This window comes from Altererythrobacter xiamenensis (genome assembly GCF_900177715.1).
Taxonomy (GTDB): Bacteria; Pseudomonadota; Alphaproteobacteria; order Sphingomonadales; family Sphingomonadaceae; genus Erythrobacter; species Erythrobacter xiamenensis.
Genome location: NZ_FXWG01000001.1, coordinates 1,049,952 through 1,062,906, shown reverse-complemented (window position 1 = coordinate 1,062,906; position 12,955 = coordinate 1,049,952). Strand labels below are relative to the sequence as shown.

Here is a 12,955-nt window from a genome sequence, read left to right as displayed (position 1 = left end):
GGCCGCCCCCGACAAATGTAAAGGGCAATCGCTTTTCGGTGTTGCCGCGGGCAGGGCGGCTAGTCGAAGATCGGCTCCACCACCGCGACCTGACTGCGCCGCGCCACGAAATAGAGCCCGGTGCCGATCACCAGCAATCCGGCGAGCAGGGCGAAGGCACTTTGTGGCGCCTGAATGATCGTGAAGACCGCGAAGCCCGCGCAGATCAGCATGATCGGCCACCAGTACCAGGCCAGGTGACCGTTATGGTTCTCGCTCGACCGGCGCATCAGCACGGCAAAGCTGGCGACAATCATCACTGTCACCGTTTGTCCGCCGAGGGAGGTTACCGTCGCGAGGAAAGTGAATGCACCGCTAAACAGCATGAGCGCGACAACCGCTGAGAAAAGCAGGATCGCACGGTCTGGCGTGGCAAGGCGCGGCGATACATGCGCGAAGGTCTGCGGCAGCAGCCCACGGTCAGCCATGGCGAATACGACACGCGGCCCGGCGATGAAGAAACTCAGCGAATTGGTCGCAATCGAGAAAATCGCGGCGAGGCTGAGTAGGAGCGCGCCATTCTCGCCCATCACCGCGCCTGCTGCGGAGGCCAGAGGCGTGACGTCGCCCTCGCCCTGTGGCGCTCCGGCCGCGATATAGGCCCATTGCACCGCCATGTAGAAGATGATGATCAGGCCGAGCGAGCCGAGCATCGTCAGGGGCAGGTCGCGCCGCGGGTTCCTGAGCTCACCGGCCGAATAGCTCGAGCTGTTTGCACCCGAAAAGGCGAAATAGACCAGCAAGGCAACGCTTTCGAATGTGCTGAAGCGCGGCAATTGGAAATCGGTCGCGATCCCGCCCTTCGCATAGGCGAAAAGGCACAGCAGCAGGATCGGCGAGGCCTTCAGCACTGTGCCTATGGCCAGCGAACCGACGCTGTTTCTCATGCCCGAAATGATGATTCCGGTGATCGCGATCAGCAGGAACATCAGGGCCAGTCCCCGTGCGAACGGTTCGGCAAATACCGGAAAGATGACCGCCAGGTAGGACACGAGGACGTATAGCGTCGCGGCGCGACCCGCCGCCATGGCCAGCACCATGACCCAACCGACCTGGAAGCCTACGAACGGCCCGAAAGCCGCCTGCGACCACAATTGCGGCCCGCCCGAGGATCGGAACATGTTGGAAAGGCGCGCCGATATGAAAATGCTGCAACTGAAGAGCAGGCCGAAAATCAGGAACAGCCAGGGCGCGAAGTCGCCGGTCTCCTGGTAGAGCAGGGCGGGCAAGGCGAATATGCCTGCGCCGATCATGCCATTGATGCTCATGAGGGTCGCGCCGAATGCTCCGACGACGCGTGGTGGCTTGGTATTCTCGGCCATGCGCAAGTTCCCCCGCTTGCCTGCGATAGCCACCCATGAGCCAGACTGACGTGATCGAGAGTTTTGTCAAATCCGATTGGGGAAATGGCACCCTTCCATAATCGGGCGGCGCAGCTATGACTCCCGTCAACTCAGGGAGATATTACATGCGCCGTTCCGCAATCCGCCATTTTGCCGCCAGCCTGCTGACAGGTGCGGCGCTCTTCGCCTCGCCGCTCGCAGCACAGGATGCAGGCGACGCAGCAGAAGAGGAATGGGACGTCAACGCGCCCAAGGACGCCACCATCACGCAGCTGCCGATCAATGTCAGCGAAGGCACGTGGATGGATGTCGACGTCTCGCCCGACGGCAGCCGCATCGCCTTCACGCTGCTCGGCGATATCTACACCATGCCGATTTCGGGCGGCACGCCGACGCGCATTGCCGAGGGACTGGCGTGGGAAGTGCACCCGCGCTTCTCGCCCGACGGATCGCGCATTGCCTTCACATCCGATCGCGGCGGTGGCGACAATATCTGGGTGATGAATGCGGACGGTTCGGACAAGCGCCAGCTGACCAAGGAGGACTTCCGCCTCCTCAACCAGCCAAGCTGGTCGCCTGATGGTCGCTTCATCGCGGCAAAGAAGCATTTCACCACCGGGCGCTCGCTCGGCACGGGCGAGATCTGGATGTACCACGTGTCGGGCGGCGGCGGCGTGCAGGTGGTCGAGCGCGCCAATGAAGCGCTGCAGAAGGAATTGGGAGAACCGATCTTCTCGCCGGATGGCAGCGCAATCTACTACACGCGCAACACCACGCCGGGGAACACATTCATCTACGCGCAGGATTCGAACGCGGGGATCTTCGCGATCGAGAAGCACGATCTCGAAACCGGCGAAGTGACCACCGCGGTCGACGGATATGGCGGCGCGGTGCGCCCGACCCCTTCGCCCGACGGCAAGAGCATCGCCTTCGTGCGGCGCGAGAAGGATCAGTCGCAGCTGTGGATCAAGGACATCGCTTCGGGTCAGGAGCGCAAGGTCTATGACAAGCTCGACCTCGACGTCCAGGAAACCTGGGCGGTCACCGGGGTCTATCCGAACATGGACTGGACGCCCGACAGCCGCAGCATCGTGTTCTGGGCGGGCGGCAAGCTGAACCGCATCAATGCCGATGGCAGCGGCTTTGCCGAAATCCCCTTTACCGTCAGCGACACGCGCGGGGTGGCTGACGTGCCGCAAGTCACGATCGAAGTCGCGCCCGAGAGCTTCACGACCAACATGCCGCGCTTTGCGACCTTCTCGCCCGATGGCAGCCGCGTCGTGTTCGAAAGCATGGGCAAGCTTTACACCAAATCGGCGCGCGGCCGCGATGCGCCGCGCCCGCTGATCGGGAACGGCGAAGGAGATGCGCTCGAGCTTTGGCCCGCTTTCAGCCGCGACGGCAGGCGGCTAGCCTATGTGCGCTGGACCGATGCTGGTCTCGGCGAGATAGTCGTCGCCGATGCCAACGGTTCGGGCGGCAGGGTCGTGACCAGCCAGCCGGGCCACTACGCGGTGCCGCAATTCTCGCCGGACGGGCGAACCATCGTATTCGAAAAGCGCAGCGGCGGCGGCCTGACCTCGCCCGACTATTCCGAAAACGCCGGTATCTACACGATGCCCGTCGTCGGCGGCGAAGCGCAACTGGTGACGCGCAACGGCTCCGACCCGCATTTCGGGGCAGCGAGCGACCGCATATTCTTCAGCCGCTTCGGCGGAGACAAGCTGGCGCTGCTCTCGGCCGATCTCGACGGCAATGATGAACGCACGCACGCGCAGGGCGATCTCGCCGCAGCATTCTCGGTCGCGCCCGATGGGCAGACTGTCGCGTTCAGCCAGAATTACGAAGTCTTTGCCATGCCGCTGTTGCCGGGTGGCAAGCCGGTGGATGTGAGCGAGACCGGCGGTCCGCTGCCGGTGACCAAGGTCAGCCAGGGCGGTGCCGACTACATCGGCTGGTCGCGCGGCGGGGAACAGATCCACTGGTCGATCGGCCCGTGGCTCAAGACGGCGCAGGTCAACCAGCTGTTCCGCGATACGCCCAAGGGTGAGGGTGAAGACGCGAAATTCACTCCGCCCGAGATGGGCATCTCGCTCACGCGCACCGTCAACGCGGACAAGGCGACGGGCACGGTAGTGATCACCGGCGCGCGGGTGCTGACCATGCGCGACGGTCTCGACAAGGATGATCCCGGCGCGATCGACAATGCCGTGATCGTGATCGAGGGCGACCGGATCGCGGCGGTCGGCCCGGCGAGCGAAGTTGCCGTGCCATCGGGCGCGACAGTGATCGATGCCACCGGCAAGACGATCATGCCCGGCCTGATCGATGCGCACGCGCACGGCCCCTATGGCACGGGCGATCTTATCCCGCAGCAGAACTGGACGCTGCTTCAGGATCTCGCGATGGGCGTGACGACGATCCACAACCCGTCTTCCGACGCGACGCAGGTTTTTGCTGCGGCCGAGCGCCAGCAGGCGGGCGAAATCCTCGCCCCGCGCATCTTCTCGACCGGCGAAGTGATCTACGGCGCAAAGGCGCCGGGCTTCTTCGCGCGCATCGACAGCTATGAAGATGCGCTCGCCCATGTTCGCCGGATCAAGGCGCAGGGCGGGGTATCGGTAAAGAACTACAACCAGCCCCGGCGCGAACAGCGCCAGCAGGTCGCGCGCGCCGCGGTCGAAGAAGGGCTGCTGGTCGTGGCCGAGGGTGGCTCGCTCTTCGGCATGGACATGAATCTCGTCGCCGATGGCAATTCGACGGTCGAACACAATGTCCCGGTCGACATCTTCTATGAAGACGTGCTGCAGTTCTTCGGTCCTTCGGGCACGAACTACACCCCCACCATCGTCGTCACCTATGGCGGCCTGGCTGGCGATCCCTACTGGCGGCAGGCGACCGACGTCTTCGACAATCCGCTGCTGGTGCATACGCCGCCCAAGCAGCTGCTGGCCGATAACGCGCGCCGGACCAAGGCACCCGAGTGGGCCTTCGTCGACGACAATAATGCGCGCGAGGCGAAGAAGCTCGCTGAACGCGGCGTCGCGGTTTCCATCGGCGCGCATGGCCAGCAGGCGGGGATCGGCGCGCATTGGGAGCTGTGGAGCTTCGCGCGCGGCGGCATGAGCCCGGCGATGGCGCTGCGGGCAGGCACGATCGAGCCAGCCAAATCGCTCAAGATGGCGGCCGACATCGGCAGTATCGAAGTGGGCAAGCTGGCCGACCTCGTGGTGCTCAACGCAGATCCCTCCGCTGACATTCGCAATTCGGACAAGATCGATCGCGTTATGCTCGGCGGCAGGCTCTATGACGCAACGACCATGAACGAGGTCGAGACGGGTGACGCTCAGCGTATGAAATATTGGTGGGAAGAATAAGGGGAGGCGAGGGCCTCCCCACCCTATTTCGCCGACAGCAGGCGCCAGCCCCAGGCGGGAAGCTCAATGCGCTCGCCTTCGGCAATAGTGACAGCACGGCCGAACGGAAATTCGCCATAGGTTCCGGCAGGCAGCGCGCTTGTGAGCGTGGCACTGACAGGCCTGTCACTCAGGTTGAACAGGCCGAGGACTTTGTTGCCCTCTTCCTGCCGCACCCATGAGAAGAGCTGTTCGGGCGCGTCGTTTTCGACCTTCTGCATGCGCGCGCCCCACTGGCCGTTCTCCAGCGCGGGGTTGGCCTTGCGGAAGGTGATCAGCTGTTCGAGCAGGGTGCCGTAGACGCAGCCCCGCGACTGGCTCCAGTCGATCGGGTCCTTCTCGAAAAACTCGAGCCGCTTGGCATTGCACGCCTCCATCCCGTTATGGATCAGCGGCAGGCCTTCTCCGGCAAAGGCCAGCGCGGTCATCGCATAGAGCGCATCGCCATAGTTCTCTTGGAGAGTGCCCTCCCACGCATTGGAATCGTGGTTTTCGATATAGGTCATGCGCATTGCCTGGCGCGGCCACAGGCTCTCGTTCTCGGCGTAATAGCCGTAGAGGCTCATCGCATTTCCATCGCCCTTTGCGATGTCTTTCGACGTGTGGTGCCAGTCCCAGGCATAGGTCGCATCGAAAGCCGCATGGTGCCACGCGGTCTGCTGGACCTCGCCGAGCATGAAGACCGGCTTGATCGCTTCCATGCGTTTGCGCGCATTTTCCCAGAAATCGACCGGGACATAGCCTGCGACGTCGGCGCGATAGCCATCGACGCCAAACTCGCGCACCCAATACTCCATCGCGAGACCGATGTGCTCGCGCACGCCCGGCTGCGACCAGTCTAGGTCGATGATGTCCGACCAGTCCCACCACGGTGTGGGGCGGAAGTCGCCCTTCCAGTCCTTCTCGTACCAGTCGGGGTGTTCGCTCGCGAGCGCGTTGTCCCAAGCGGTGTGATTGGCAACGAGGTCGAGAATGACTTTGAAGCCCTGCTCGTGTGCGGCGTCGACGAATGCGCGGAAATCCTCCTCCGTCCCGAACTCGGGATTGACCGCATAATAGTCCTTCACCGAATAGGGGCTGCCGAGCGTGCCCTTGCGGTTTTTCTCGCCGATCGGGTGGATCGGCATAAGCCAGAGGATGTCGACGCCCAGTTTCTTGAGGCGCGGCAATTCGCGCTGCGCGGCGGCAAAGGTGCCTTCCTCGGTAAACTGGCGGGTGTTGATCTGGTAAAGCACGGCATCCCGCGACCAATCAGGGTTTTCGAGGGTCACGACATCGCGCGGCGTCCAGTCTCCGCCGTTCGACGCAGACGCGGTGCAGGCAGCAAGTGCGATCGGCGCTAGGGCCAGGGCAAGCTTACGCATTGGCGGGCTCTCCTGCGGTTTCCTCACCGGGCACTTCTACCCGCAGCATGGCGAGCGCGGCGATCACCAGCGTTGCCGCTGCGAAAGCCATGGTCCAGATCGGTTCGTCCGGAAAGAACGCCTTCATGATCGAGCCCATCACGGTTGCCACCAGCAATTGCGGCACGACGATGAAGATGTTGAACAGGCCCATGTAGATACCGAGCTTCGCTTGCGGCAGGCTGCTGGCAAGGATCGCGTAGGGCATGGCGAGAATGCTTGCCCAGGCGATGCCGATGCCGATTTCGGCGATCAGCAAGGTTTGCGGGTCGCGGATGACGAAGAAGCTGGCGAAGCCTGCGGCACCTGCGAGCAGGCCGACAATGTGCGTCTTCGCCTTGCCGAGCTTCTTCGCCAGCATCGGCAGCAGCGTCAGTGCCGCGATGGCCGCGACGCCGTTGTAGGTGGCGAACAGCCAGCCGACCCAGTTTGCCCCCTCGTTATAGGCGGCGCTGGCAGTGTCGGTGCTGCCATAGACATATTGCGTGACGACCGGCGTGGTGTTGATCCACATGATGAAGAGCGCCGACCAGCTGAAGAACTGGACCACCGCAAGCCGCTTCATGACGTCGGGCATGCCGGAGAAATCGCCGACGATGCTGGTAAGCATGCCGGTGGTGTTGCCTTGCTTCGCCATCGAGATGGCAACGGCGCTGAGCGCACCGTATAGAACCAGCAGCGCGCCGAGCAGGTAAACCTCCTTCTCGAGGTCGAAGCCGAGCACGGCGAGGATCACGGCAACGCCCGCCGCGATCCAGATCGCGCAGGAGGAATAGGGCTTCGTGGCGAGCGCGCGGACCGGCTGCGCCATGCCTTCGCCTTCCTCGGCCTCGCCGAAAGTCTGCATTTCCTCAGGCGAATACTCCCTGGTCGTAACAACGGTCCACAGCACCGCGAGGAACAGCGCCGCGCCGCCGAGCCAGAAACTGAAGCGCACCGTGTCGGGGATACCGCCGTCCGCCGCGACATTGGCGACGCCCATCTGCGTCATCAGCCAGGGCACGATCGAGCCGACCACCGCGCCCGCACCGATGAAGGCGGTCTGCACGGCATAGCCTGCGGTATGCTGGTCCTTCCTCAGCATGTCGCCGACAAAGGCGCGGAAGGGCTCCATCGAGATATTGAGACTCGCATCGAGCACCCACAGCAGCACGGCCGCCATGATCAGCACTTCGGAAAGCGGCATGAGGAAAAGCGAAAGTGCGGCCAGCACCGCACCCAGCAGGAAGTAGGGGCGCCGACGACCGAGCCTGCCGAGCCAGGTCTTGTCCGAAAGATGGCCGATCACGGGCTGGACCAGCAGTCCGGTGAGAGGGGCAGCTACCCACAAGGCGGGAAGATCGTCGATCGCACTGCCGAGTGACTGGAACACGCGGCTCATGTTCGCATTCTGCAGCGCGAAGCCGATCTGGATGCCGAAAAAGCCGAAGCTGATGTTCCACAATCCGGCAAAGCCCTGGCGTGGCTTTTCCATCTCTCAAGTCCCCTTACCCGGTATAGGCCGGTCTCACGCCGGTTTGGTCAGGAACAGGGGGTCGCACGAAATGAAGTTTGCAACAAGATGCGAATTGCGCCGCATACGAATGCGGGTGCGTTTATGCGTGAATTTTGCCCCTGAAAGAGCAAATATGGAGAACTAGATGGATGATCTATTGCCAGATCGGTGATGTCGGAATCGACAGCTCGCGGACAAATTGCAAATCTTTGCGCTAATATCGCCCGCCTAGAAGCGATATCCGACTCGCAGGCCGACGCGAATTGCGTCGTTGTCATAGCGTTCGTCGTTCGAAGTGCGCAGGCGGTATTCCGCGCTGGCGGTTGCATATGGGCCTCTTGAACCACGGCCCCACGCGACTTCCAGCGCCGGTGCGACATAGCTGTCTTCGCGCAGGTCGCCGTCCGGATCGCCCTGGGCGATGCGGGAATCATACTTCCACTCGCGATATTCGACCGAAGGGCGGACGCGCAGGCGCTTGGCCACCGGCAGGCTGTACTTGATCCGCGCAACGCGCCGATCGAAGCTGCGACGGGAGGAATCCTCGCTTTTCATGTCCTCATGGCGCACATCCAGCCGGACCCAGTGATAGGAGCCGAGGCGGCGGTTATATTGTGCCGAAATCCGATAGCCATCACCCTTGGCAGGCGTGCTGAGATCATACTCGCGCTCGCGATATTCGGCCTGAAAGCGCACGCGATCATTGCCCTTCTGCCACTGCACACGGGCTCCGGCGCTGGTCTGGTCCGCGCTGAACGTTTCCAGCAGGGCGATATTCTCGACCCGGCGGGCGTAGACGCGCAGTTCCACCTCGTCTGAAACATCATGTGTGACCTCGATGCGGCCGCCCACGCTTTCGCGCGTTTCACGATTGTCGTCGGTGTAATCGAACACGCCGGCATCGACCGCGATACGAACCGCCGTCTTGTCGGACGCCTTCCAGGTAGCGCCGACATCGGCCCGCGCGCCAAAGCCGGAGCTGTCGATTTCCTCGCCCTCGTCGAAATCGAGATCCGACTGGACCGCGCGCAGTTCTATGCGAGCATCGAATTCGACCGGGTCGTCCTTGGCCGCAAGAGGCTGAGAAGGTGCCAGTAGGCCCAGAATGAAGAAGAGCGGGAGCAGCATGCCGGTCTTGCCGAATGGCTGCAGGACATCACGGATACTCATGTTCCTAAATCCTCTCGCGCAGGCTTTTGCCGGCGTCTTCAAGCGCGCTGCGCACGTCGTCATTTGCGAAGAAGGCGGCCATCAGGGCGTTTTCGTGAGTGCGGGCATCATCGCCCAGCCCGGGATTGCCGAAAGTGGTTGCGGTCCCCGCGATCTGATGAAGCAGGTTCCTGATTTCCATGACGATTTCCTCGTCAAAGCGCTCTTGTTCGAGCGCCGCATCGATCCGGTCGAGCGTCTGCAGGTTCCGCTCTTCGAACTGCTGCTGCAGCGCTTCGAGCGAAGCCTTCGAAACGCGCTGCTTGGGAGATCTCGTGCTATGGCCCCAGGCTTTCAGCGCGGCCCTAAGATCATCGAGCGCAACCGGCTTTTCGAGGAAGGCCTGCATACCGGCAGCGCGATAGCTCCGCACTTCGTCCAGACTTGTGGCCGCTGTAACCGCAACGATAGGAAGTTCTGTTTCGTTATAACCAGATTGGCGAAGACGCTTGGCTGTTTCGACCCCGTCCAGGATCGGCATCATGACGTCGAGCAGGAGCAGCGAGTACGGATTGCCAGCATCTCTGGCCGCTTCGATCATCGCAATCGTTTCGAGACCATTGGCCGCAACATCCATGTCGATCTTGAGATGGCTCGCCATGGCCCGCATCATCTCGGCGTTGATCGGCGTGTCTTCGGCCAGCAACACGCGCAGCGGGGAGGCCCCGCTGTCACCGGTCTTGCCGGTCCAGTCCTTGGATGACGGTTCGAACACAGGCGGGCTTTTGCGCGAACATGGTTAAGATCGAGTTTAGGGCAATTACCTAATCGACTTGCTGCCCATGGGCGCTCTCCTCGACGCCCTGTTAATACTAACGCAAAATTAAGGATAATTCCCTAGCTCCGCATCAAGGCAGGAGCTCTCCTGTCTGCCGGAGGGCAAGACGTCGCCACCGGCTTGGTGACCGGCAGCGCCAAATGCTGCCCGTCAAGGGGAAGTGCGGGGAACCAGATGACAGAGCGCGCAATCCGTAGCGACGGGACAGTACCGCACTGTGCCCAATCGCAAGATCGTGCTTCTCGCTCCGCGACCCGAAGGGCAACTGCCACTTGCACGGCGTAATCGAACCTCCAGGTCCCGTCCCGGGCTTCCGTCACGTGCTTGCGCGCGCGCACCCGCGTGGTTGGCTGCGCGGTTTGGGCCGGATGCTCCGCCGCGAGGCTGTCAACGCGTGGCTTGGCCCGCTTGTGATCGTCGCTGCGCTTGGAGCGATCCAGCAATTCGGGGTGCTCGCATTGCTCGACGGGCGGTTCTTCGATGCCGTAAGCACAGCAGCACCTGGCCGGCCCTCATCCGTCGTCATCGTGCGGAGGGATGCGGCGTTCGAAGCGCAGAGCGCCGCCCGCTTCACCGAGCTTGAACGAACACTGCAGCGGCTCGGCAGCGCACGGGTCGGCTATCTAGGAGCCGTGCCTGCAGCGTCCAATGGTGTCGTGCTTGGTCTTCCGGCACGTTCGCTTCCCGCGAGCGACAACTGGGAACTCGTCCCGCACAGCGCTGTGCCCGTAAAGGCTGCGCCTGCCGCTCGCGTCCTCGCGCTTCCGGAATATGGCATCAACCGCAGCCAGACGGGCTGGCTCGAAGGCGTCGACGGCCCGATCGCGAGTTTTGAAGCTGCAATGGCCGGGCGCACGCCCGCCGATGCCAGATATCTCGTGCGTATGCCTGCCCGGCAAAGCATTCCCCAGATCACCGCGAGCCAGTTGATCGACGGTCAGCTTGAGCAGGGCGAACTCGATGGCATGCTGGCGCTCGTCGCCGACCAGCCTTCACTGCGGGCGAGCCTTGCAACCCCGCTGACGCCAAACCGACGTGCCACCAGCGAGGCCGCGTTTCGCGCTCATGCCATCAACGCGCTGCACGAAGGGCGCGAAGTCTACCTGGCGCGGGCTTGGGAAAACTGGGTTCTGCTCGCGATCGTCGGCGCTGTTCTGGCGCTCGCCTACCGCCGGACCGATGCCAAGCAGATTGCGCTGATCTATCCTTTTGCGCTTTCCGTCCTGATCCTGGGCGGCGCATGGATGGCGCTGCAGTTCGCGCACAAGCTGCTCCCGGTCACCGCGCTTCTTGCCGCGCCTTGGCTAGTCACTTTCCAGCGCGTTCTTGCCCGAGAAGCATGGCAGGATCGCAGGCTGGAAGAGTCCGCCTCGCGCGCCGTGCAGCTATCGTTCCGCCGCTCGGCGCTTCGCGAAGGGGCGCGTCTTCCGCAGTTTCTCGGTTCCGCCGCGCGTTACGCAGGGGTCGAGCGTAGCCTGCTGTTCGAGCGACATGGCGATGGCAGCCTGCACGAGGTTTCCACGCTCAACGCGTCGCTCGGCGACATTGCGCTTGCCGACAAGGCATTCGCCCAATTGCTCGGCAGCCTGCGTGGAACGCATAGCGCGCAAGATGCCAATGAGGTCGTGCCGTCATGGCAAGGCAAGACGCGGATCGAATGGCTGGGCGCAGGCGAGCACGACCTGTTCTGGCTGCACTCGCATCCGGAAACCGTCGGCCCCGGCAAGTCGGCGCACCTGGTGCGCGCAATCGTCGCCAGCTTCCGCGAACTCTTCCGTTGGCGCTCGCAGCTCAATGCGCGCTCCAGGCAGGAGGAGCGTTATCTCCCGGTCGACGAAAAGGTCGCCAGTGCAATCGCCCTCGTTGCCAATGAATCCGAACAGGTGCGCCACGGCTTCGACACGATCGATACGGCTGTGGTCATTTTCCACCTGATCGGCTCGCCGCTCCACGCCAATACGAAGATGCGTGAGCTTTACCGCGAAGCCGGAATGGTGGTTTCCGACACTTCGCTGCGCGACGCGCTGCTCAAGCTGAGCCAACTTGGCCCGCGCCGGATCGACGCGATGATTGCCGACCTCATGCACAATGGGGGCGAGATGCGCATGCCCATGCGCGAGCTCGGGCCGGGCAAGCGCGTGTTGCGGCTCGCCTCTCCGGCCAGCCATGCGCGCGGCGGCGACCGTGTGCTGGTGCTCGAGGCGATCGACGTCTCCGACCTCCATCGTGCCGCCGACCTGCGCCAGGCCGTGGCAATGTTCATCGACCTCCAGCTGCGCAACGATTTCGAAGCGATCCTGCTGGGCGCTGGCCTCGCAGGAGACAAGCGCATGACCGCCGAGCGGATCCAGCCGGTGGTTCAACGGATCGGCGAGACCGCAAGGCGCGCGACGGACCGGCTCGACGAAGTGGCCGAACTGGTGCGCGCTGAAAACAGCCAGATCGTTGATGCGAGCTACCCCGTCGATGCGCGCAAGGTGGTCAGCGAAGCAATCGAGAAGGTGGCGGGCTTTGCCGGGGAGCTCGGTGTTTCGATCGAAGGCGATCTGCCGGAAATGAGCGGCTTTACCGTCGCCGAACCGCACGCTCTCGAAGAAATGCTCGTCGCAATGCTGCGCGTCGTGATCGCCGATACGCCGCAAGCGGGCGCGGCGAAACTCAAACTCGAGGAGCTTGAGGGCCGCACGCATATCCGCGTCTCCGGCGGCTTCGGGATCGGCTTCGGCCGGCTGATGTGGCTCCTCTCCAATTACGAAGACGAGGCGGTCGGCGAATACCGTGTGATCGGCGAGGGCATGGCCAAGGCCGTCCAGTGGGATGCCAGCGTCTCCTATTGGGGACGAGAGGCGGACGGCTTCGGTTTCAACATCGATTTGAGGCGAATTGGATAATGACAGCGCGTATTCTGATCATCGACGATGACGTGATCCTCGCCGGATTGCTGCAGCTCACGCTCGAGCTCGAAGGCTTCGAGGTCGATACTGCGGCAGACGGCGACGAGGGGTTGGCGCTGGTCCGGCAGAAGCCGTTCGACCTGATCCTGCTCGATCTCGTCATGCCGCGGATGGACGGTATCAAGTTCCTGCGCCTCCTGAACGAAGGCGACGCCAAACGCCCGCCGGTCATGATCGTCTCCTCTGCCACCGGGACCGAGCTGACCGAGCAGCACCGCGCGATGGGTGTGGTCGATATCGCTCGCAAGCCGGTCGAGCCTGCCATGCTGGTAGAACGCGCCAGGGCCGCGCTTGCCACGGGAGCCGCGGTCTAAGGCC

8 protein-coding genes are annotated in these 12,955 nt (G+C 63.1%); 3 read left to right on the top strand and 5 right to left on the bottom strand.

From position 1 onward, the window contains the following. Positions 1 to 59: 59 nt before the first annotated feature. Complete coding sequence (locus tag CCE89_RS05170) at positions 60 to 1,361, bottom strand: APC family permease (RefSeq protein ID WP_086436894.1); 1,302 nt, start codon at positions 1,359 to 1,361, stop codon at positions 60 to 62. Between the two features lie 146 nt (positions 1,362 to 1,507). Here CCE89_RS05170 and CCE89_RS05165 point away from each other — a divergent pair, with 146 nt between their 5' ends. Continuing rightward, positions 1,508 to 4,759, top strand: coding sequence for an amidohydrolase family protein (locus tag CCE89_RS05165; RefSeq protein ID WP_086436893.1), 3,252 nt, complete (start codon positions 1,508 to 1,510; stop codon positions 4,757 to 4,759). A 23-nt stretch (positions 4,760 to 4,782) separates the two neighbouring features. Here the strand turns inward: CCE89_RS05165 and CCE89_RS05160 are convergent, their stop codons facing one another. The 4 genes from CCE89_RS05160 to CCE89_RS05145 form a co-directional block, all read right to left on the bottom strand. After that, on the bottom strand, positions 4,783 to 6,162 hold the full coding sequence (locus CCE89_RS05160; protein ID WP_086436892.1) for an alpha-amylase family glycosyl hydrolase: 1,380 nt from the start codon (positions 6,160 to 6,162) through the stop codon (positions 4,783 to 4,785). Beyond that, positions 6,155 to 7,675, bottom strand: coding sequence for an MFS transporter (locus CCE89_RS05155; RefSeq protein WP_086436891.1), 1,521 nt, complete (start codon positions 7,673 to 7,675; stop codon positions 6,155 to 6,157). The genes CCE89_RS05160 and CCE89_RS05155 overlap by 8 nt, the downstream gene beginning before the upstream one ends. 249 nt (positions 7,676 to 7,924) lie before the next feature. Then, a complete protein-coding gene (locus CCE89_RS05150) occupies positions 7,925 to 8,866 on the bottom strand; it encodes a hypothetical protein (RefSeq protein WP_086436890.1) in 942 nt (313 codons plus the stop codon). A gap of 4 nt (positions 8,867 to 8,870) precedes the next feature. Next, positions 8,871 to 9,620: a response regulator gene (locus CCE89_RS05145; RefSeq protein ID WP_086436889.1), complete on the bottom strand. Its 750-nt coding sequence runs from the start codon at positions 9,618 to 9,620 to the stop codon at positions 8,871 to 8,873. A 422-nt stretch (positions 9,621 to 10,042) separates the two neighbouring features. Between CCE89_RS05145 and CCE89_RS05140 the strand changes: the two genes are divergently transcribed. Then, a complete protein-coding gene (locus CCE89_RS05140; protein ID WP_143255969.1) occupies positions 10,043 to 12,574 on the top strand; it encodes an ATP-binding protein in 2,532 nt (843 codons plus the stop codon). Next, positions 12,574 to 12,951, top strand: coding sequence for a response regulator (locus CCE89_RS05135; RefSeq protein WP_086436887.1), 378 nt, complete (start codon positions 12,574 to 12,576; stop codon positions 12,949 to 12,951). Before CCE89_RS05140 ends, CCE89_RS05135 begins: the two co-directional genes overlap by 1 nt. Positions 12,952 to 12,955: the final 4 nt, after the last annotated feature.